Source organism: Bradyrhizobium sp. USDA 4011, assembly GCF_054063415.1.
This window is the reverse complement of record NZ_JBSSGG010000001.1, coordinates 274,266-294,409: the sequence shown is the minus strand read 5'-3', so window position 1 is coordinate 294,409 and position 20,144 is coordinate 274,266. Positions and strand designations below refer to the sequence as shown.

Genomic DNA, 20,144 nt, shown 5'->3' with positions numbered 1-20,144 from the left:
CCGGACAGGTGTCAGCTTCCCGCGGCCGAACGTTTTTGGCCGGAAAGATCGTCTTCAATTTCGGTCGGTCGGCCTTCGATTGCACGGTCCGGCAGCTCACCGATACGGGAGCGACCGTGGAACTCGAAAGCATCATTGGCATTCCCGACCAGGTCCAACTCTTGGTTGTCGGCACCAATCAGGTCAGGCCATGCAAACGGTTGTGGCAATCGGACCGCCAACTCGGCCTGGTGTTCGAGGCGCAGCAGGCGAACCCTGCGGCTCCCGCGCCTGCAGCTGTCGTGCCTGCCGCTCCTGCGCCATCAGCCGTTCCGGAGCGGCGCAGCGGCGATATTCTGCGTGGGCACATGCTGGCGCTGCGCTCAGCGCTCGATCAGATCCCGGTCGGCATCCTGCTTTTGGACGCAGAGCTGAAAGCCCTGTTCATCAACCGCGCGTTCCGGACCATGTGGCAGCTTCCGGACGCGGTGGCCGACCGCAATCCCAGCTTCACCGATCTGATGCATCACGGCTGCAAGACCATGGCCTGTGAGCTGCCGGCCGAGCAGCTTCAAGCCTATGTTGCCGAACGGGTCCGCCTCGTGAGCGCCGGCGACGCAAATCCGATCGATCTCAGGCGCAGCAATGGTGATGTGGTTCGGTGCCAGGTGCACGCCGCTGCCCGGCGGCGGCCGGATGGTGAGCTACACGCCCGTGACCGACATCGTGCGCGCATCGGACAAGTTGAAGGTGCTGACCGGCGCGCTCGAGAACGTGGAGGACGGCGTCGTCCTGCTTGATCGCGAGCTCAATGTGACTTTCCTCAACCGGCGCATGCGAGAATTCTGGGAGGTAAGCGAGGAGGAGGTTGCGCGGCATCCGGCGTACGTCGCGCTTCTCACGCGCAGCCGCCGGGCAGTTCCGACCGGCTCGTCCCCGGAGCAAGTCAGAGCCCTTCCGGCGAAGCGGATCGCGGAGATCAAGGCAGGCGATCACAAGCGCGACGTCCAGACGCCTGATGGCCGCAACATCAGGATCCATTGCTCGACCATGGCAAACGGCGGCCGGATGCTGACCTTTGTCGACGTGACCGATCTTGTCGGTAACGCGCGCCAGCTCGAGGTGCTTGCGACCACCGATCCGCTCACCGGCCTGTTCAACCGCAGGCACTTCCTGACGACGCTGGACGCGGAGTGGAGCCGGTTCCAGCGCTACTATCGCTCCGTCTCCGTCCTGATGGTCGATATCGACTACTTCAAGAGCATCAATGACCGGCTCGGTCATGCGGCCGGCGACGAGGCAATCAAGGCCGTCGCCGAGATTTGCATTCGCGGCAAGCGCAAGTCCGACGTTGTCGGCCGTGTCGGAGGCGAGGAGTTCGCGGTTCTGCTGCCGGAAACGACATTGTCGCGCGCCCGGACCGCGTTGCCGAGGCCCTCACCAGCATGCCCGGGATAGACGCGCTGATGAAAGCCGCCGATGCGGCGCTCTACCAGGCCAAGGAGCGTGGCCGGAATCGTGTCGGTTGCTGGGCGCCTCCGGCGCCGCCGAAGCTGGCGGCTGAGTAGCAACGTCTCTCCATCGTCATTCCGGGGCGTGCGAAGCACGAGCCCGGAATCCATTGTGCCGCATTATTGGTGGTGGAATGGCTTCGGGCTCTCGCTTCGCGAGCCGTCCGGTGCGCAATTGCGGGCTGAGGAATGACGGGAGGATAGCGGCGCGGCCCCATACATCTGAGTTGCCCGACGGTGCATGCCCCGCGGCAAGAAATTTCTCTTCATCCGAATTGCAACTGCGTGCGTGCGATCGGCGCCCCGGCTTTCCCTGCGCCCTCTGTCCAAGAGAGGGCGGCAATCCAATCCCCAACTCGGGCGAGTTTCGTCGCGAGACAGCAACTGCACATCTATTTGGTCAGGTACGTGTCAGGTTCCCATAAGGACCGATAATACATGGTTGCCCGAGAGCCACGATTGTTGCGTCACCGCAACAGTGAATCGACATTTAACCCTAAACACAGGCGGTCAGTAGTCGCGCCGCTTTTTGGCCACACCCTGACATGAAAGGATATTTACCTAGCTGAATAGCCAGCGCTCGCGACGACGGGACTTTTGATCGGTTCCGGCGTTGTTGAAGGGAACAGGGTCGCGATGGACGCCAAAACGAACATCAAAGGCAGGCTGCCGAGCCGCCACGTGACGGAAGGGCCCCAGCGCGCACCGCATCGGTCCTATCTTTATGCGATGGGGCTGACGACAACCCAGATTCATCAACCATTTGTCGGCGTTGCTTCATGTTGGAATGAAGCGGCCCCCTGCAACATCTCGCTGATGCGCCAAGCGCAGGCGGTGAAGAAGGGCGTGGCGTCCGCCGGCGGCACGCCGCGCGAGTTCTGCACCATCACCGTGACCGACGGCATCGCGATGGGCCATGACGGCATGCGCTCGTCGCTGCCGTCGCGGGAATGCATCGCCGATTCGGTCGAGCTGACCGTCCGCGGTCACTCCTATGATGCGCTGGTCGGGCTCGCTGGCTGCGACAAGTCGCTGCCGGGCATGATGATGGCGATGGTCCGGCTCAACGTGCCCTCGATCTTCATCTATGGCGGCTCGATTTTGCCCGGCAACTTCCGCGGGCAGCCGGTGACCGTGCAGGACATGTTCGAGGCGGTCGGCAAGCACTCGGTCGGCGCCATGTCGGACGAGGAGCTCGACGAGATCGAGCGGGTCGCGTGCCCGTCGGCCGGCGCCTGCGGCGCCCAGTTCACCGCCAACACCATGGCGACCGTGTCCGAGGCGATCGGCCTCGCGCTTCCGTATTCGGCCGGGGCCCCGGCACCTTACGAGATCCGTGACGCCTTCTGCGCCGCCGCCGGCGAGAAGGTGATGGAGCTGATCGAGAAAAACATCCGGCCCCGCGACATCGTCACCCGGGAAGCCCTTGAAAATGCTGCGGCCGTGGTTGCAGCCTCAGGTGGTTCGACCAATGCTGCGCTGCACCTGCCGGCGATCGCCCATGAGTGCGGCATTAAATTCAATTTGTTCGACGTTGCCGAAATCTTCAAAAAGACTCCTTACGTCGCTGATTTGAAGCCGGGCGGCCGTTATGTTGCCAAAGACATGTTCGAGGTTGGCGGCATTCCGCTGCTGATGAAAACGCTGCTCGACAATGGCCACCTGCACGGGAATTGCCTGACCGTCACTGGCCGAACGATCGCCGAAAACCTCAAAAGCGTGAAATGGAATCCGCACCAGGACGTGGTGCGGTCCGCCGACAATCCGATCACCGTGACAGGTGGCGTTGTCGGACTGCAGGGTAATCTCGCTCCGGAGGGTGCGATCGTGAAGGTCGCGGGAATGTCCAACCTGAAGTTTACCGGTCCGGCCCGGTGCTTCGACCGCGAGGAAGACGCCTTCGAGGCGGTGCAGAAGCGCACCTACAAGGAAGGCGAAGTGATTGTGATCCGCTACGAGGGGCCGAAGGGCGGTCCCGGGATGCGGGAGATGCTGGCGACCACGGCGGCGCTGACCGGGCAGGGGATGGGCGGCAAGATTGCCCTGATCACCGATGGCCGGTTCTCCGGCGCTACCCGTGGCTTCTGCATCGGACATATTGGACCCGAAGCGGCCGTCGGCGGGCCGATCGGGTTGTTGCAAGACGGCGACATCATCGAGATCGATGCGGTCGCCGGCACCCTTAACGTAAATTTGAGCGACGCCGAACTCGCAAATCGTAAGACCAAATGGGCCCCTCGCGCGACGAACCATACATCTGGTGCGCTGTGGAAGTACGCCGAGCAAGTGGGGCCGGCGGTGGATGGCGCAGTCACCCATCCGGGTGGCGCGTACGAGAAACAGTGTTATGCGGACGTTTAAGCGTGCGATATTTGCGTTTGCGTTAGGGGCCATCCCGGTGGCGGGCCCCGGATTCGGATTCGACGGCGCCCCGGTCAGCCCCCAGGATACCGTGCTTCCGGTGGTCGCTCCGCAGCCCGGCTCAGCCGCTGCGCTGAAGCGGGCCGCCACGCCGGTTGCCCCTGCGGCGACCTCGCCGACCTCTTCCTTCAGCACGCTGCAGTACCAGGCCGAGGGCGGTCACCCCGTGGCGCAGTGGAAGCTCGGCAAGATGTACGCCGAGGGCGACGGCGTCATCCAGGACGACATGCGCGCCTTTGAGTATTTCAGCCGGATCGCCAATGCGCATGCCGAGGATTCGCCGTCGGCGCCGCAGGCCTCGATCGTGGCCAACGCCTTCGTAGCGCTCGGCCGCTATTATCTGAGCGGCATTCCCAATTCCAAGGTCAAGGCGGACACCGAACGGGCGCGGGAGATGTTCTCCTATGCCGCGTCCTATTTCGGCAATGCCGATGCCCAGTACGACCTTGCCCGGCTGTACCTGAAGACGCCGGACGCCTCGCGGGACGATTTCCGCTATGGCGCACGCTGGCTCGGGCTTGCCGCGCAGAAGGGCCAGCACCAGGCCCAGGCGCTGCTCGGCCAGATGCTGTTCAACGGCGACCGGCTGCCGCCGCAGCGGGCCCGTGGCCTGATGTGGCTGACCCTGGCGCGCGACAGCGCGACGCCGGAAGAGGCCTGGATCAAGGAAAGTTACAACCGGGCAATCGCCAAGGCGTCCGAAGACGACCGCGCGATGGCGCTGCAGATGCTCGAGCATTGGGTGCAGGGTCGTCGCGATTAGAGGCCGCCGGGATTGATATCCCCCGCGACCGACGGGTTCAGGCGGTCTCGAAATCGAGATCGGCCCAGACCGGAACATGGTCGGATGGTTTCTCCCAAGCGCGGACATAGCTGTCGATCCCGACGTCGATCAGCCGATCGCTGGCCTGTGGCGACATCAGGAGATGATCGATGCGCAGGCCCCAGTTCTTCTGCCAGGCGCCGGCCTGGTAGTCCCAGAAGGTGTACTGGCCGGGCTCGTCGTTGACCGCGCGCAGCGCATCAGTGAGGCCGAGGCCGAGCAGCGACTGGAAGGCCTCGCGGGTCGCCGGGCGGAACAGGGCATCGTCGGTCCAGGCGGCCGGATTGTAGACGTCGCGGGCCGCCGGAATGACGTTGAAGTCGCCGGCCAGGATCAGCGGCTCCTCGGCCTTAAGCCGTTCCCGCGTGTACTCAAGAAGCCGCGACATCCATTTGAGTTTGTACGGATATTTGTCGGTGTTGGCCGGGTTGCCGTTGGGCAGGTAGAGACACGCGACCCGCACCACGCCCTGCTTCAGCGTGACGACGCCTTCGAGGAAGCGGGCGTGGGCGTCCTCGTCGTCGCCGGCGAGGCCCGACTTGGTCTCGTCGAACGGCAGCTTGGAGAGCAGCGCCACGCCGTTGAAGGTCTTCTGGCCGTGGGTGACGACATTATACCCGAGCGCCTCGACCTCGAGCCGCGGAAACGCGTCGTCGACGCATTTGATCTCCTGCAGGCAAACGATGTCGGGGGAACACTCTTTCAGCCAGGCGACCAGAAGTTCGATCCGTTGCCGGACCGAGTTGACGTTCCACGTAGCGATGCGCATGCAAATGACCGGGATTGAAGCCGCAGGATTTTACGTAAGGTCGCATACCATGGGTGATCCGCCTGTGCTAACCCTCTCCAGAAACAAGGCGTAACAATTGCCGATGGGGAGTTGCGAAGCGTCCCGGCCCTGGCGCACGTGCAAGACTTATGAAGAAACGGAATTTGGTTCTGACTCGCCGGCATCATCGAGCGCCAGCTCTCGACCATTGCCGGCATCTCCTCGATGTCCTCGAACTCCTCGCAGGGCACCAGCGTCATCACCATCCAGTTCGACCTCAACCGCAACATCGATGCCGCCGCGCTCGACTTGCAGACGGCGTTGACGATCGCGCAGCGTCGGCTGCCGATCGAGATGACGATCCCGCCGAGCTTCCGGAAGGTGAACCCGGCGGACTTCCCGGTGCTGTTCGTCTCGCTGGGCTCGGCGACGCTGCCGCTGTCGGCAGTCAATGAATATGGCGACATCACGATCGGGCAGGCGCTGTCGCAGCTGCCCGGCGTCGCCCAGGTCTTGATCTACGGCGCGCAGAAATTCGCGATCCGCGAGGCGGCGCTGCTGCGCTTCCGTCCGATCATGATGACGACGTTCGCGGCGATCTTCGGCACGCTGCCGATCGCGCTTGGTGCCGGCGCCGGCGCAGAGTTGCGTCAGCCGCTCGGCGTCGCGGTGGTCGGCGGCCTCTGCGTGTCGCAGCTGCTGACGCTGTTCATTACGCCTGTGATCTACATCTATCTTGACCGCATCGACCGCAGGCTGCGCCGCAAGCTCGATCCGCAGGCGGAGGTGGGTGGCGACGTCGAGCGGCCGCAGGTGGTCGCGGCAGAATAGTTGGCATCTCCGGCGAACCGGTCAACGGTTGGCGTCGAGAAGCTACGTCAGGCGAGGAAGCGTCAGATCGAGAAGCTGGTGCCGCAGCCGCAGGACGCGGTGGCGTTCGGATTGACGACGCGGAACGAGGCGCCGATCAGGTCGTCGACGAAGTCGACTTCCGAACCCGCGAGGAACGGGACCGAGGCGGGGTCGATCAGCACCACCGCGCTGTCGCGCTCGATCACGAGGTCGTCATCGGCCTGGCTGCGCTCGACGTCGAATTTGTACTGGAAACCGGAGCAGCCGCCGCCCTCGACCGAAATGCGCAGCTTGGCGCCTTGGCCTTCCTTGCTGAGGATCTGCCCGATCCGGCGGGCGGCCCGTTCGCTGACGGTGATGGCAGCAGTCATATCGGTCTCCGAAACCCTATTTGAGCATGGTTTGATCGGATCATGCTCGGCGTCATGCCCAATTCATTTGGTCAGCCGCCTCAGGCATAGTTAAGTGCATCGGACCATGGAATCAAATGGATAAGGACTAAAATACCGTGTCGGTCGGAATGGCTGCCCCCCGTGCGCCTTATGCCTGCGACCCCGACCGCAGCCGTGGCCGCTTGGTCGCGGAGCCGCCGAGCCGGACCCGCAGCCCGTTCCGGCGCGACTGTGACCGGGTGATCCATTCCACCGCGTTCCGCCGCCTCAAGCACAAGACCCAGGTCTTCGTCTTCCACGAGGGCGATCACTACCGCACCCGGCTGACCCATTCGCTCGAGGTCGCGCAGATCGCCCGCGCGCTGGCGCGCCAGCTTGGGCTCGACGAGGATCTGACCGAGACGCTGGCGCTGGCGCACGATCTCGGCCATCCGCCGTTCGGGCATGCCGGGGAGCGGGCGCTCGACGACTGCCTCAAGGGTGACGGCGGCTTCGACCACAATGCGCAGGCGCTGCGGGTCGTCACCTCGCTGGAGCATCGCTATCCAGAGTTCGGCGGGCTGAACCTGACTTGGGAATCGCTCGAGGGTATCGTCAAGCACAACGGCCCGCTCACCGAACGCAACGGCGCGCCGGCCGGGCGCTATCTCGACAGCGGCATTCCGGTCGGGATCGCCGACTACAACAAGACCTACGATCTCGAGCTCTGGAGCTATGCCTCGCTCGAGGCGCAGATCGCGGCCTTCGCCGACGACATCGCCTATGATGCTCACGATATCGACGACGGTCTGCGCGCCGGCCTGTTTGCGGTCGACGACCTCAAGGAGATGCCGCTGACATCAGAGATCATCGCCGAGATCGACCGCCATTACCCCGGGCTCGACGAGGTCCGGCGCGGCGCCGAACTGGTGCGTGAGCTGATCTCACATTTCATCAGCGCGGTCTTCAACGAGGCGACCCGGCGCCTCGCCGTTGCGCAGCCGCAATCGGCCCAGGATGTGCGCCACCACAATGCGCCGCTGATCGCGTTTCCGCCCGAGGTGGCCGAGCAGGAGGCGGCGATCAAGGCGTTCCTGTTCCGGCGGATGTATCGCCACCCGCGGGTGATGCTGGTCATGCGGGAGGCGGAGCAGGTGGTCCGCAATCTCTATGAGCGCTACCGGCAATCGCCGGGCGACCTGCCGGCGGAATGGATCGAGGGGAGCGTGCAGGAGACCGGCAGCGCGCGGAACAGGCGGATCGGCAATTTCATTGCCGGAATGACCGACCGTTTCGCCCTGATCGAGCACCAAAGGCTTTTTGACTCGACCCCGGATTTGCGTTAGCGCCCTGCCATGGCCGACACCCCTGCGACACCACACCTTTTTGCCGACCTGCTGGCGCGCGTGCACGCGATTTGTGCCGCTGTCGCTGCCGAGGATAATTGGCCCGCTGGCATCGATCTGTCCCGCGTCGTGGTCGAGCCGCCGCGCGATGCCAGCCACGGCGACATGGCGACCAATGCCGCGATGGTGCTCGCCAAGGAGGCCAAGGCCAAGCCGCGCGAGCTCGCCGACAAGATCGCCGAGCGGTTGCGTGCCGATGCGCTGGTGGCGTCCGTCGATGTCGCCGGGCCCGGTTTCATCAACCTGACCTTGAAGCCGCAGGTCTGGGCGGACGCGCTGCGCGCCGTGCTGGCCGCCGGCTCGGCCTACGGGCGCAGCGACATCGGCAAGGCCGAGAAGGTCAATGTCGAATACGTCTCGGCCAACCCGACCGGGCCGATGCATGTCGGCCACTGCCGCGGCGCCGTGTTCGGCGATGCGCTGTGCAGCCTGCTGCAATTCGCGGGCTTCGACGTCTGCCGCGAATATTACATCAACGATGCCGGCGCCCAGGTCGACGTGCTCGCACGCTCGGCATTCCTGCGTTACCGCGAAGCGTTGGGTCAGGATATCGGCGCGATTCCGGAGGGGCTCTATCCCGGCGACTACCTCGTGCCGGTCGGCGAGGCGCTCGCCAAGGAATACGGCGAGAAGCTGCTCGACATGAGCGAAGCCGCGTGGCTGCCGATTGTGCGCGACAAGGCGATCGCCATGATGATGGAGATGATCAAGGGCGATCTCGCCGCGCTCAACATCCATCACGACGTGTTCTTCTCCGAACGCTCGCTGATTGCATCAGGCAACAACAAGGTCGCCGAGACGATCGATTTCCTGCGCGCGAAGGGCGACATCTACGAAGGCCGCCTGCCGCCGCCGAAGGGCAAGCCGGTCGAGGATTATGAAGACCGCGAGCAGTCGCTGTTCCACGCCACCGCTTACGGCGATGACGTCGATCGTCCGCTGATCAAGTCGGACGGCTCGTACACCTATTTCGCGTCCGACATCGCCAACCACCGCAACAAGTTCGAGCGCGGCTTCACCAACCTGATCGACGTGTTCGGCGCCGACCACGGCGGCTACATCAAGCGGATGCAGGCGGCGGTGAAGGCGGTGACTGCGGGCAAAGCGACGCTCGACGTCAAGATCGTGCAACTCGTCAAGCTGCTGCGCGACGGCGAGCCGGTAAAGATGTCGAAACGGTCCGGCGAATTCGTCACGCTGCGCGAGGTGGTCGACGAAGTCGGCTCGGACGCGGTCCGGTTCATGATGCTGTTCCGCAAGAACGACGCGGTGCTCGATTTCGACCTCGCCAAGGTGATCGAGCAGTCGAAGGACAACGCCGTCTTCTACGTCCAGTACGGCCACGCCCGCGGCCATTCGATCTTCCGCAATGCGCGGGAGGAGGCGGTTCCCGATCTGCCCGGGACCGACGAGGCCCGGCTGGCATATCTGCGGAACGCCGCGGTCGAGCGGCTGACCGACCCGGCCGAGCTCGATTTGCTCAAGCGGCTTGCGCTCTATCCCCGGATGATCGAAGCCGCCGCGGTGGCACACGAGCCGCACCGAATCGCTTTTTATCTATATGATTTGGCCAGTGAATTTCATGCGCTGTGGACCAAGGGGCGCGATTTGCCCTATTTACGCTTCATTATCAATAATGATGCAGAGATCACGAGGGCGCGACTGGCAATGGTTCAGGGCGTCGTCTCGGTTCTGGCATCGGGCTTAGCTGTTCTGGGCGTCCAGGCTCCAACCGAGATGCGGTAGGCAGGGGCATTAGGCTCTCACGAGTGGGGATTTGTGAGGGCATCTGGCAGGGGCCAACTCGTTCGGACCGGCTGTGCCGGCGATCTTGGCGCTGTCCCGAAGGGGATGCATCATCACGATGGCTGATCGATATCAGGACCGACTTTTTTCCACCGACGCGGCACCCAAGGCCGAGAGCGATCCGCTCGCCGAACTGGCCCGACTGATCGGCCAGACGGATCCATTCGGCGCCGCGAACAAGCCGCCGCCGCGTCCGCTGCAGTCGCGCGCCAATGCGCGGCCGCAACAATATGATCCGCAGGCCGAGGACGAGGATGCGCCGTCCGCGGGCCCGCCGCCCTGGATGCAGCGCGCGCGGCAGGAGACCGTCGCTCCGCCGCCTGTGCAGCACACCGAGTACGAAGAGCCCGAACAGGACTACCAGCCGAAGCCGGTGCATCCGTTGCACCGCTATGCGGCCCAGCGGGCGCAGCCGCCCGCGCCCGAACCGGTCGCAACCTATCGGCCGGTCGAGCCTCCGAGGCAGCCCGAGGCCTTTGACGCCGAGCCCTATCAGAGTGGCGGCCAGGACCACGATCCGTCGCGCTATGACGACGCGCTTTACGGTCAGCTGGAAGCCGGCGAACAGGACCTGCAGCGCGAACCGGCTTACCCGGACGATCCCTATGCGTATGAGGCCGACGAGGAAGAGCCTGAACCGCGCCGGCGGAGTAGCGGCTTGATGACGGTCGCCGCGGTGCTGGCGCTTGGCGTGTTCGGTGTCGGTGGCGCGTACGCCTACCGGACCTATGTCGGCTCGCCCCGCAGCGGTGAGCCGCCGATCATCAAGGCCGACAACACGCCGACCAAAGTGATCCCGGCCCAGGCCGATGCGCCGGCCAAGACGCCGGATCGCATGGCAGCGGGTGACGGCACCGAGAAGATCGTGTCGCGTGAGGAGACGCCGGTCGACGTCAATTCGAAGACCGCCGGACCGCGCGTCGTGTTTCCGCCGCTGAACGCCAATGCGAATCCGCCGCCGGCATCAACCGTGCAGACGGCGCAGCCCGCGCCCGCGCCGATCACCGCGAACGGGACGCTGCCGAACAACGAGCCGCGCAAGATCCGCACGCTCGCCGTCAAGGGCGATTCGCCCGATGGCGCGCAGGCCGCGGCCGCCGTGCCGGCCAAGCCTGCGGCCGCTACGAAGCTTCCAGTGTCGCGCGGTAACCCGGCTGCGGCCAATGCCAGCGTGAACGCCCCAATGTCGCTGGTTCCTGGTCAGGCTGAGGCGGCTTCGGCCGCGCCTCCGACCCGGGTTGCGTCGAACACGACCGCCTCCGTTGGTGGCGGTGGATACCTGGTTCAGGTGTCGTCGCAGAAAAACGAGGCGGACGCGCAATCGTCCTATCGGACGCTGCAGGGCAAATATCGCAACGTGCTCGGTTCGCAGCCTTTGGTGGTGAAGCGCGTCGATCTCGGCGAGAAGGGCGTCTACTACCGCGCCTTTGCCGGCCCGTTCGCGTCGTCGGAAGAGGCGAGCCAGTTGTGCCGGAGCTTGATGTCGGCCGGTGGGCCGCAGTGCCTCATCCAAAGAAATTAAAGGCCGTTTCCTTGACCCGTGAGCTGCATGCGGCCTAATCGGCCGAATGACGAACCGCGCATTCATCACGGGCGTATCCGGGCTGATCCTCAACGACGCTGAACGCGAATTCATTCGCGCCGAGCGGCCATGGGGCTTCATCCTGTTCAAGCGCAACATCGAGAGTCCTGCCCAAGTGGCCGCTCTTGTTGAGGAACTCAGGTCAGCGGCCGGCCTGGCCGATGCGCCGGTCCTGATTGACCAGGAGGGCGGGCGGGTGCAGCGGCTCGGGCCGCCGCATTGGCCGGTCTATCCGCCCGGCGCGAGCTTCAGCGCGCTCTACGACATCGACCCGAAGCTTGGACTTGCGGCGGCCCGGCTCAGCTCACGGCTGATTGCGGCCGACCTGATCGATCTCGGAATTACCGTCGATTGCCTGCCGTTGGCCGACGTTCCGGTGGCAGGCGCAGATGCGGTGATCGGCAACCGGGCCTATGGAACCGAGCCGGACAAGGTCGCGGCAATCGCCCGCGCGGTCACGGACGGGCTGGAACAAGGCGGCGTGCTGCCGGTTCTCAAGCATATTCCCGGCCATGGCCGCGCTACCGCGGACAGCCATTTTCGCCTCCCGACGGTCGATACCGCCAGAGAGGAGCTGGAACGGACCGATTTTGCCGCGTTCCGGCCGCTGGCGGACCTGCCGATGGCGATGACTGCACATGTTGTGTTTAGCGCGCTGGACCCCGTCCATCCGGCAACGACTTCTGCGACAATCATCGAACAGGTGATTCGCGGCCTGATCGGGTTCCAGGGTTTGTTGATGAGTGATGACGTGTCGATGAATGCGCTGGCCGGAACAATTGCCGAGCGGACCCGCGCCATCGTCAGCGCCGGTTGCGACATGGTTCTGCACTGTAACGGCAATATCGACGAAATGCGCGAGGTCGCGCGGGAAACGCCGGAACTGGCCGGCAATGCGCTTGAGCGGGCCAAGGCGACGCTCGCCGCGCGCAAGCAGCCTGAGCCGCTCGACCGGCAGGCGGCACGGGCTGAACTGGATGCGTTGTTGAATCGGGTAGGGACGGCATGACCGCTGAAATTCTATCGTTTGAGACCGGTCGGCCGGCCGACCTCGCCGAGGGCGAACCGGCGCTGGTGGTCGACGTTGAGGGCTATGAGGGCCCGCTCGACCTGCTGTTGACGCTGGCGCGGCAGCAAAAGGTCGACTTGTCGAAGATTTCGATCCTTGCGCTCGCCGACCAATATCTTTCGTTCATCGAGGCGGCGCGAAAGATTCGCCTCGAACTCGCGGCCGACTATCTGGTGATGGCGGCCTGGCTTGCGTTCCTGAAATCGCGGCTCTTGCTGCCCGAGCCGCCGAGCGCGGAGGGGCCCAGCGCCGAGGAAATGGCGACCGCGCTTGCCAACCGGCTGCGCCGTCTGGAAGCGATCCGCGAGGCGGCGAACCGGCTGATGAACCGCCCGCAGTTCCAGCGCGATATCTTCCCGCGCGGCAATCCGGAATCGATCGCCGAGATCAAGCATCCGAAGTTCACCGCGACCCTGTACGACCTGCTGTCGGCCTATGCGACGCAGCGCGCGTCGCGCGTACTGACTTCAGTGCATCTGGCGAAGCGGACGGTGTGGTCGCTGGCCGAGGCTCGCGCCTCGCTGGAGCGGTTGGTCGGCCTCGCCGAGGACTGGAGCTGCCTCGACGAGTACCTGATGAACTACGTCGCCGATCCCAAGCAGAAGGCCACGGTGTTCGCATCGAGCTTCGCTGCTGCCCTCGAACTGGTTCGCGAGGGCGAGATGGAAATCAACCAGAAGCAGGCGTTCGCGCCGATCTATTTCCGAAAGCGTCAAGCGCAGGCCGCAATGGCTGCGCCGGACCTTTCGGTTGAGTAAGTGGAAGAAGGAGAGCAAGCCCATGGCAAGCTTGGCGGAAGTGCGCAGAGACGAGCCCGAGGAGGAGGTTTCTCCTATGGATCATCCGGTAGCGCGTCCTGAGGAATTGCGGCTCCTTGAAGCCCTGTTGTTCGCATCGGCCGAGCCGATCGATCAGGCAACGCTGGCAAAGCGGATGCCCGACGGCGTCGATATCAAGGTGGCGCTCGCGCAGTTGCAGGCGGAATATGCGCCGCGCGGCGTCAACCTGGTTCGGGTCGCCAACAAGTGGACGTTCCGTACCGCCGGCGATCTGTCGTGGCTGATGACGCGCGAGAGCACCGAGACCCGGAAGCTGTCGCGTGCAGCGATCGAGGTGCTGGCGATCATTGCCTATCACCAGCCGGTGACCCGCGCCGAGATCGAAGAGATTCGCGGCGTGGTCACGTCGAAGGGAACCATCGACGTGCTGCTGGAGACCGGCTGGATCCGGCCGCGCGGCCGCCGCAAGACGCCGGGGCGTCCGTTGACCTTCGGAACCACCGACGCCTTCCTGTCGCAGTTCAGCCTGGAAGCGCTCGGCGACCTGCCGGGACTCGAAGAGCTGAAAGGCACCGGTCTGCTCGACTCGCGCCTGCCGACCGGCTTTTCCGTTCCCTCGCCATCGGATGATGCGACGCTGCGGGAGGACGAGGAGCCGCTCGAGCCCGGCGATACGCTGGAACTGCTGCTCGCGCCGGCCGTCGAGCCGGAAGCCGAGGAACCGAAGACCGAGAGCGAAACGGCTGCCGAGGTTGGGACTGCCGAGGTCGAAACGACAGCCGAGGCCGAAACCGACCTCGAAGCGGAAGTTGCCACCGAGGTGGACGCGGCCGAACCTGACGCTGGTGAGCCGGACGAGCGCATCGACCACGCGGGCGATGACGACGGCGCCGAGGAGAAGGGCGAATAGCCCGGAATATTCCCGGTTAAGCCTAGCAATATTACGTAGCCGCGACAGCGATTTGCCGCGGCCGAGGTCCTTGTTTTTGACACCCCGCGGGCCTAACTTCCGGCAGAGTTCAGGCCGGTCCGCCGGCCATTTCTGGAGGGTTGCAGGATGGGTTCGCTTAGCATTTGGCACTGGATCGTCGTGATCGCAGTGGTCCTGCTGCTGTTCGGACGCGGCAAGATTTCGGACCTGATGGGTGACGTCGCCCAAGGCATCAAGGCCTTCAAGAAAGGCATGCAGGACGACGACAAGGTCGCGGACAAGCCGGAGTCCACCAAGGCGATCGACCACAATGCGGCGCCGTCGGCCGCGCGCCAGGACGTCGGCAGCAAGGCCGTCTAACGCGCCTGCACTGACGCATATTTCGACGTTTTTCTTTGCGCGAAACGGTGACGTCGTCGCAGAGACGCGCTATGGACGCCGATTGAGAAAAGGCGCCGGCAGCCCCGGATCCTGTCAGGACCGATGGGGCCGATGGCGGCGCGCTTAGGCGGAACAATTCATGTTCGATATCGGGTGGAGTGAACTGGTCGTCATCGCGGTCGTCGCGCTGATCGCCATCGGCCCGAAAGAGCTGCCGGGCGTGCTGCGCATGGTCGGGCAATGGATGGGCAAGGCCCGCAAAATGGCCGCCGAATTCCAGGGCCAGTTCCAGGAGGCCATGCGCGAGGCCGAGATGGCCGACCTCAAGAAAAGTTTTGACGAGGTCAGGGAAGCCGCAACCGGCATCACCAGCGGCAACATCATGACCTCGCTGCACAAGGATGTCAGCGACGCCCTGCAGATCGACAAGCCGGTTGATACGCAGGTCGCCTCCGCAATCGACGCACCGGTCACTCCGACAACACCCGCACCGCCGACACCGGAAACCTTCGTCGAGGCCGAGACGCACGCTGCCGCCGGCGAGCCGCTCGCCATCACCAGCGAGGTGAAGCCCGAGCCGGCGCCTGCGCAGGACGAGACGCCGCCACAGCCTGACGTGCTCAAGGACGCGAGGGCGTCATGAGCGCCGAAGATATCGAGGCCAGCAAGGCCCCCTTGATGGATCATTTGATCGAGCTGCGCTCGCGGCTGATCAAGGCGCTGCTCGGCTTCGGCGTGGCCTTCATCATCTGCTTCTTCTTCGCCAAGCAGATATTCAACGTCCTGGTCTGGCCCTTCATCTGGGTGGCAGGGCCGGAAAATTCCAAATTCATCTATACCGCGCTGCTCGAATATTTTCTGACGCAGCTCAAGCTCGCGTTGTTCGGCGCCGGCTTCATCTCGTTTCCGATCGTCGCGACGCAGATCTACAAGTTCGTGGCGCCCGGGCTCTACAAGCACGAGCGCAACGCGTTCCTGCCTTATCTGATCGCGACGCCGGTGTTCTTCGTGTTTGGCGCGATGATGGTCTATTTCGTGGTCTTCCCGATGCTGACCCGCTTCTCGCTCGGCATGCAGCAGGCTGCGGGCACGGAGACGGCGCAGATCCAGTTGCTGCCCAAGGTCGGCGAGTATCTCTCGCTGATGATGTCGCTGATCTTCGCCTTCGGCATCGCGTTCCAGCTGCCGGTGATCCTGACACTGCTCGGCCGCATCGGCATCGTCACCTCGAAGATGCTGAAGGAGAAGCGGCGCTACTTCATCGTGATCGCCTTCATCATCGCCGCCGTGCTGACGCCGCCCGATGTGCTGAGCCAGGCCTCGCTCGCGATCCCGCTGCTCTTGCTCTACGAGGGCGCCATCATAGCGGTCGGGATCGTGGAGAAGAAGGCCACTACCTCGAGCGCGCCGTCGGCGACCAATCCGGCCGAGTAGGGCCGCCTTCGCCTCACCCTCGGTGTCATACCCCGCGAAGGCGGGGTATCCAGTACCCCGCGGCTTCTCGGTGATACGCCGACGCCTCTGGAATACTGGATCACCCGCTTTCGCGGGTGATGACGGTCGTGGTAGTGGAGCTACATGACCGTAGTTTACCTACGCGTAGCCCTGCCAGGACTGACCCATGCACGACATCAAAGCGATCCGCGACAACCCGACAGCCTTTGACGCCGGCCTGAAACGCCGCGGACTTGGGGCCCTGTCGCCGTCGCTGCTGGCGATCGACGAGAAGCGGCGTGCGGCGATCCTGGCGTCCGAGCAGGCCCAGGCGCGACGCAATGCGGCCTCGAAGGAGATCGGCGACGCCAAGAAGGCAAAGGACGAGGCGCGCGCGGCCAAGCTGATGGCCGAGGTCGCCGAGCTCAAGACCACGATGCCGGAGCTCGAGGCCGCCGCGAAATCGTTTGACGACGAGCTGACGAAAGAGCTGTCGTCGATTCCAAACTTGCCGCTCGACGAGGTGCCGGACGGCACCGACGAGCACGGCAACGTCCAGCACCATGTGTTCGGCAAGAAGCGTGATTACGGCTTTGCGCCGAAGCCGCACGACGATCTCGGCACCGCGCTCGGCTATATGGATTTCGAGGCGGCTGCGAAATTGTCCGGCGCTCGTTTCGTCGTGCTGAAGAAGGGACTGGCGCGGCTCGAGCGCGCGATCGGGCAGTTCATGCTCGATTTGCACACTGGCGAGCACGGCTATGCCGAGATCAATCCGCCGCTGCTGGTGCGCGACGCCGTGATGTTCGGCACCGGCCAGTTGCCGAAATTCGAGGATGATCAGTTCTGGGCGATCAAGGGCGAATTGCTCTCGGCGCCGAATGCCGATCTGCGCAGCGAGCGCCTCGGCCTGATTCCGACCGCGGAAGTCTCGCTGACCAACCTCGCCCGCGAATCCATCCTCGACGAAAAAGAGCTGCCGATGCGGCTCACCGCGCTGACGCCGTGCTTCCGCGCCGAAGCTGGAGCCGCGGGACGCGATACGCGCGGCATGATCCGGCAGCACCAGTTCACGAAGGTCGAATTGGTGTCGATCACGACGCCGGAAGCCAGCAAGGACGAGCTCGAGCGCATGCTGTCCTGCGCCGAACAGGTGCTGCAGAAGCTCGATTTGTATTATCGCGTGATGACGCTGTGCGCCGGCGACATGGGTTTCTCCGCGCAGAAGACCTACGACATCGAGGTGTGGATGCCGGGGCAGGGCGATGGCGGCGCCTATCGCGAGATTTCGAGCTGCTCGGTGTGCGGGGATTTCCAGGCGCGACGCATGGACGCGCGCTATCGCGGCCCCGACGGCAAGCCGCGCTTCGTGCATACGCTGAACGGCTCCGGCACGGCGGTCGGGCGCGCCCTGATCGCCGTCATGGAGACCTATCAGCAGCAGGATGGCTCGATCGCGGTGCCCGACGTGCTGCAGCCCTATATGGGCGGGCTCAAGGTCATCGAGCACGGCATGTGAGGCGAGGGCCAGTGTGATGCCGCTCCACCGTGACATCCATTGGCTTGGTCGACAATGGGCCGTCACGGGGCACGGTCTGCAGCTGATCAATCAGAAGCAGATGGGCTATTACGACATCGAGGCCGCGCGCCTGTGGGAAGCCCGCGTGACCGAGGTGCAATCGAAGGCCTGGATCGACAGGCCCGATTTCGACAAGGCGCTGGAGATCGCGCGCGGCAAGTTCGTCCACTTGGCGCCGGCCGATCAACCCGCGCCGGCAGCCGTCGCGTTGCCGCCGCCTCCGGTCCGGGCCATGCCGCCGGCCGCGCCGCGGGCTCCGCTTGACGCGGAATCGGTGCCCTCGATCGAGGAGCTGCTGGCGAGGCTGAAATCGAAATCGGTTGCGGCCGTGCCCGTCGTAAAGCCGGCCGAAGAGGCGCCCGCGCCATCGCCAAAGCCCGAACCGCCCAAACTCGAGACGCCCAAGTCTGATGCGCCGAAGCTTGAGCCTCGCAAGGTTGAACCCATCAGATCCGAGCTCCCTAAATCGGCGCTTCCGAAGGCTCCGAGGCCCGAGCTTCTCCAGGCGGCTCCGGTCACTCCCGAGCCGCGCAAACCTGAATCTCGGAGGGGTGAACCGCCCAAGGTTGAACCGCCCAGGGCCGAAGCTCCCAAACCTGAAGCTGCCAAGGTCGAACCTGCCAAAGCTGAACCTGCGAAGACGGAGCCGCTCAAATCCGAGCCCCACACGTCCGAGATGCGACAGGCCGCGCCGGTTAAGAAACTCGAAGCGCCAGTGCTGGCGCCGGTCGTTACGGTTGTCCGGCGGCCAGCCCGACCGGCCTGGCCGGTGTTCGACCGCAAGATCGCCGGCAGCGGTCGATTCGTGCATCCATGGCGCGTCACGTCGGCGGGATGGCACGGGCCGCGTTTGCCTCCGCGGCCCTAGCCGGTTAAGACGGCAATCAGCTCAAGGCCCCGCAACTCAAGAAACCCGCGTCGTATCGGAACAAGAGGCACTTTGACGGATGCGAATTCTCTGCACCAATGATGACGGCATCCACCGCCCCCGGCCTGCAGGTCGTCGAGCAGATCGCACGCTCATTGTCCGACGACGTCTGGATCGTCGCCCCCGAGCTCGACCAGTCCGGCGTCTCGCATTCGCTGTCGCTCAACGATCCGCTGCGTCTGCGCGAAGTGGGCCCGCGTCACTTCGCGGTGCGCGGCACGCCGACCGATTGCGTCATCATGGGCGCGCGCCACATTCTCGGAGACAAGCTGCCCGATCTCGTGCTGAGCGGCGTCAACAAGGGCCGCAACGTCGCCGAGGACGTGGTCTATTCCGGCACCATCGCCGGCGCGCTGGAAGGCACCATACTGGGCTTTCCGTCGTTTGCGTTGTCGCAGGAGTTTTCGATCGAGACGCGCAACGCGCCGCTGTGGGACACCGCGCTGAAATTCGGACCCGACATCATCAGCAAGGTGATCGACGCAGGCGTTCCCCGCAACACCGTCATCAATGTCAACTTCCCGTCCTGCATGCCCGATGACGTCAAGGGCATCCGGATCACACGGCAGGGCAAGCGCAATCAAGGTTTCCTGAAGATCGATCGCCGTCACGACGGACGCGGCAATCCGTATTTCTGGATCGGCTTCGAGCGCGCGGCGATGATGGATGCGCCGGCCGAAGGCACCGATCTCGCCGCGCTTGCCGCGCGCTACGTCTCAGTGACGCCGCTGCGGCTCGACCGCACCGATGAGACATTTTCGGAAGCGCTGACCGCGACGTTGAAGTGATGCAGGGGAATCTGTAGCCCGGATTTCGCTTCGCTGCGTCCGGGCTACGAATGCCGGTGAGGTTTAAACCGGCGCGCCCCTCATCGCGCTGGAGATTGCCTGCGCCAGCGTTTCCAGCTGAAAGGGCTTTTGCAGCGCCGGACGATCGCGATACTCCGGGGGTAGGCCGGACGAACCATAACCGGTCGCGAAGATGAAGGGGCGGTTGCGGGCGTTGATCAGCTCGGCGACCGGGGTGATCACCTTGCCATTGACATTGACGTCCAGGATCGCGAGGTCGAATTCGGTCGATTGCGCGAGCTTGACCGCTTCGCCGATCTCGCCGGCCTCGGCCGCGACGCTGTGGCCGAGCTCTTCCAGCATATCGGCGACCATCATCCGGATCATGACCTCGTCCTCCACGAGGAAAACTGAACAGCCCGCCGGCCGTGTCGCTGTCATGATGGAATCCCTGCCCGTCCCTGAAATAGGCTCGCAAATAACACTATAAGGCGCAATGCAAACGTTTGGGAATTAGCCGGTTTTTGGCGCGCGCCGCGTCGCCGGATCGCCCTGACTGACGCGTTGCGTGGGATTCGTCTAGTCTCCGGCCGGGTGCGTCGCTATCGACTATATTGGAAGCTGCTGCATGGGCGCCAACACGAAATCGGGCTGCCGGTTCCTGGTCGGGAACAAAAGGTGACGGGAAATTTTTCCTTAACGCGGCATTTCGGATTTCAATGGCATCAAGCCAGA

Annotated in this window: 17 protein-coding genes and 3 pseudogenes; 17 read left to right on the top strand and 3 right to left on the bottom strand. The window is 64.3% G+C overall.

Annotation, left to right across the window (positions count from 1 at the left end; genetic code table 11):
• Positions 1 to 35 precede the first annotated feature (35 nt).
• From ACVW1C_RS01550 to ACVW1C_RS01535, 4 genes are all read left to right on the top strand, one after another.
• Entirely contained in the window at positions 36 to 779 is a 744-nt protein-coding gene (locus ACVW1C_RS01550) for a PAS-domain containing protein (protein ID WP_456762978.1), read from the top strand.
• A complete protein-coding gene (locus ACVW1C_RS01545) occupies positions 676 to 1,437 on the top strand; it encodes a GGDEF domain-containing protein (RefSeq protein ID WP_456762977.1) in 762 nt (253 codons plus the stop codon). Before ACVW1C_RS01550 ends, ACVW1C_RS01545 begins: the two co-directional genes overlap by 104 nt.
• Before the next feature lie 689 nt (positions 1,438 to 2,126).
• Positions 2,127 to 3,851, top strand: coding sequence for a dihydroxy-acid dehydratase (ilvD, locus tag ACVW1C_RS01540; protein WP_456762976.1), 1,725 nt, complete (start codon positions 2,127 to 2,129; stop codon positions 3,849 to 3,851).
• Positions 3,838 to 4,674 (top strand): tetratricopeptide repeat protein, encoded by an 837-nt coding sequence (locus ACVW1C_RS01535; protein WP_171947562.1) that lies wholly within the window; start codon positions 3,838 to 3,840, stop codon positions 4,672 to 4,674. The genes ilvD and ACVW1C_RS01535 overlap by 14 nt, the downstream gene beginning before the upstream one ends.
• A gap of 37 nt (positions 4,675 to 4,711) precedes the next feature.
• Here ACVW1C_RS01535 and xth read toward each other — a convergent pair whose 3' ends face one another.
• Positions 4,712 to 5,503 carry an exodeoxyribonuclease III gene (gene xth / locus ACVW1C_RS01530; RefSeq protein ID WP_173643439.1) on the bottom strand — a complete coding sequence of 264 codons (792 nt, stop codon included), beginning with the start codon at positions 5,501 to 5,503 and terminating at the stop codon, positions 4,712 to 4,714.
• A gap of 174 nt (positions 5,504 to 5,677) precedes the next feature.
• On the opposite strand from xth, the pseudogene ACVW1C_RS01525 reads away from it, so the two are divergent.
• Positions 5,678 to 6,334, top strand: a pseudogene (locus tag ACVW1C_RS01525) (efflux RND transporter permease subunit); the annotation flags it as partial.
• Positions 6,335 to 6,396: 62 nt separating this feature from the next.
• Here ACVW1C_RS01525 and erpA read toward each other — a convergent pair.
• Positions 6,397 to 6,726 (bottom strand): iron-sulfur cluster insertion protein ErpA, encoded by a 330-nt coding sequence (gene erpA, locus ACVW1C_RS01520; protein WP_456756870.1) that lies wholly within the window; start codon positions 6,724 to 6,726, stop codon positions 6,397 to 6,399.
• A 137-nt stretch (positions 6,727 to 6,863) separates the two neighbouring features.
• On the opposite strand from erpA, the gene ACVW1C_RS01515 reads away from it, so the two are divergent.
• From ACVW1C_RS01515 to surE, 12 genes and pseudogenes are all read left to right on the top strand, one after another.
• Positions 6,864 to 8,072 carry a deoxyguanosinetriphosphate triphosphohydrolase gene (locus ACVW1C_RS01515; RefSeq protein WP_456756869.1) on the top strand — a complete coding sequence of 403 codons (1,209 nt, stop codon included), beginning with the start codon at positions 6,864 to 6,866 and terminating at the stop codon, positions 8,070 to 8,072.
• 9 nt (positions 8,073 to 8,081) lie between these two features.
• Complete coding sequence (gene argS / locus ACVW1C_RS01510; RefSeq protein WP_456756868.1) at positions 8,082 to 9,878, top strand: arginine--tRNA ligase; 1,797 nt, start codon at positions 8,082 to 8,084, stop codon at positions 9,876 to 9,878.
• A 118-nt stretch (positions 9,879 to 9,996) separates the two neighbouring features.
• A complete protein-coding gene (locus tag ACVW1C_RS01505) occupies positions 9,997 to 11,460 on the top strand; it encodes an SPOR domain-containing protein (RefSeq protein WP_456756867.1) in 1,464 nt (487 codons plus the stop codon).
• Positions 11,461 to 11,506: 46 nt separating this feature from the next.
• Positions 11,507 to 12,529: a beta-N-acetylhexosaminidase gene (gene nagZ, locus ACVW1C_RS01500; protein ID WP_456756866.1), complete on the top strand. Its 1,023-nt coding sequence runs from the start codon at positions 11,507 to 11,509 to the stop codon at positions 12,527 to 12,529.
• Positions 12,526 to 13,347, top strand: a complete 822-nt coding sequence (locus ACVW1C_RS01495) for a segregation and condensation protein A (RefSeq protein ID WP_092113984.1) — start codon at positions 12,526 to 12,528, stop codon at positions 13,345 to 13,347. Before nagZ ends, ACVW1C_RS01495 begins: the two co-directional genes overlap by 4 nt.
• A gap of 22 nt (positions 13,348 to 13,369) precedes the next feature.
• Positions 13,370 to 14,090 (top strand): annotated as a pseudogene (gene scpB / locus ACVW1C_RS01490) (SMC-Scp complex subunit ScpB); the annotation flags it as partial.
• A 335-nt stretch (positions 14,091 to 14,425) separates the two neighbouring features.
• Positions 14,426 to 14,659 carry a twin-arginine translocase TatA/TatE family subunit gene (locus ACVW1C_RS01485; protein ID WP_050400528.1) on the top strand — a complete coding sequence of 78 codons (234 nt, stop codon included), beginning with the start codon at positions 14,426 to 14,428 and terminating at the stop codon, positions 14,657 to 14,659.
• A 160-nt stretch (positions 14,660 to 14,819) separates the two neighbouring features.
• Positions 14,820 to 15,323: a Sec-independent protein translocase protein TatB gene (tatB, locus tag ACVW1C_RS01480; RefSeq protein WP_456756865.1), complete on the top strand. Its 504-nt coding sequence runs from the start codon at positions 14,820 to 14,822 to the stop codon at positions 15,321 to 15,323.
• Positions 15,320 to 16,114 (top strand): twin-arginine translocase subunit TatC, encoded by a 795-nt coding sequence (gene tatC / locus ACVW1C_RS01475; protein ID WP_456756864.1) that lies wholly within the window; start codon positions 15,320 to 15,322, stop codon positions 16,112 to 16,114. The genes tatB and tatC overlap by 4 nt, the downstream gene beginning before the upstream one ends.
• A gap of 187 nt (positions 16,115 to 16,301) precedes the next feature.
• Positions 16,302 to 17,633 (top strand): serine--tRNA ligase, encoded by a 1,332-nt coding sequence (serS, locus tag ACVW1C_RS01470; protein WP_456756863.1) that lies wholly within the window; start codon positions 16,302 to 16,304, stop codon positions 17,631 to 17,633.
• 13 nt (positions 17,634 to 17,646) lie between these two features.
• On the top strand, positions 17,647 to 18,561 hold the full coding sequence (locus tag ACVW1C_RS01465) for a hypothetical protein (RefSeq protein WP_456756862.1): 915 nt from the start codon (positions 17,647 to 17,649) through the stop codon (positions 18,559 to 18,561).
• 79 nt (positions 18,562 to 18,640) lie between these two features.
• Positions 18,641 to 19,409, top strand: a pseudogene (surE, locus tag ACVW1C_RS01460) (5'/3'-nucleotidase SurE).
• A gap of 63 nt (positions 19,410 to 19,472) precedes the next feature.
• Here surE and ACVW1C_RS01455 read toward each other — a convergent pair.
• Complete coding sequence (locus tag ACVW1C_RS01455) at positions 19,473 to 19,850, bottom strand: response regulator (protein ID WP_456756861.1); 378 nt, start codon at positions 19,848 to 19,850, stop codon at positions 19,473 to 19,475.
• Positions 19,851 to 20,144: the final 294 nt, after the last annotated feature.

Bases quoted from the DNA above. Each gene is read 5' to 3' on its own strand.
- ACVW1C_RS01545 (WP_456762977.1), top strand. From the start codon at position 676: ATGGTGAGCTACACGCCCGTGACCGACATCGTGCGCGCATCGGACAAG.
- ilvD (WP_456762976.1), top strand. From the start codon at position 2,127: ATGGACGCCAAAACGAACATCAAAGGCAGGCTGCCGAGCCGCCACGTG.
- ACVW1C_RS01535 (WP_171947562.1), top strand. From the start codon at position 3,838: ATGCGGACGTTTAAGCGTGCGATATTTGCGTTTGCGTTAGGGGCCATC.
- xth (WP_173643439.1), bottom strand. From the start codon at position 5,503: ATGCGCATCGCTACGTGGAACGTCAACTCGGTCCGGCAACGGATCGAA.
- erpA (WP_456756870.1), bottom strand. From the start codon at position 6,726: ATGACTGCTGCCATCACCGTCAGCGAACGGGCCGCCCGCCGGATCGGG.
- argS (WP_456756868.1), top strand. From the start codon at position 8,082: ATGGCCGACACCCCTGCGACACCACACCTTTTTGCCGACCTGCTGGCG.
- ACVW1C_RS01505 (WP_456756867.1), top strand. From the start codon at position 9,997: ATGGCTGATCGATATCAGGACCGACTTTTTTCCACCGACGCGGCACCC.
- nagZ (WP_456756866.1), top strand. From the start codon at position 11,507: ATGACGAACCGCGCATTCATCACGGGCGTATCCGGGCTGATCCTCAAC.
- ACVW1C_RS01495 (WP_092113984.1), top strand. From the start codon at position 12,526: ATGACCGCTGAAATTCTATCGTTTGAGACCGGTCGGCCGGCCGACCTC.
- ACVW1C_RS01485 (WP_050400528.1), top strand. From the start codon at position 14,426: ATGGGTTCGCTTAGCATTTGGCACTGGATCGTCGTGATCGCAGTGGTC.
- tatB (WP_456756865.1), top strand. From the start codon at position 14,820: ATGTTCGATATCGGGTGGAGTGAACTGGTCGTCATCGCGGTCGTCGCG.
- tatC (WP_456756864.1), top strand. From the start codon at position 15,320: ATGAGCGCCGAAGATATCGAGGCCAGCAAGGCCCCCTTGATGGATCAT.
- serS (WP_456756863.1), top strand. From the start codon at position 16,302: ATGCACGACATCAAAGCGATCCGCGACAACCCGACAGCCTTTGACGCC.
- ACVW1C_RS01455 (WP_456756861.1), bottom strand. From the start codon at position 19,850: ATGACAGCGACACGGCCGGCGGGCTGTTCAGTTTTCCTCGTGGAGGAC.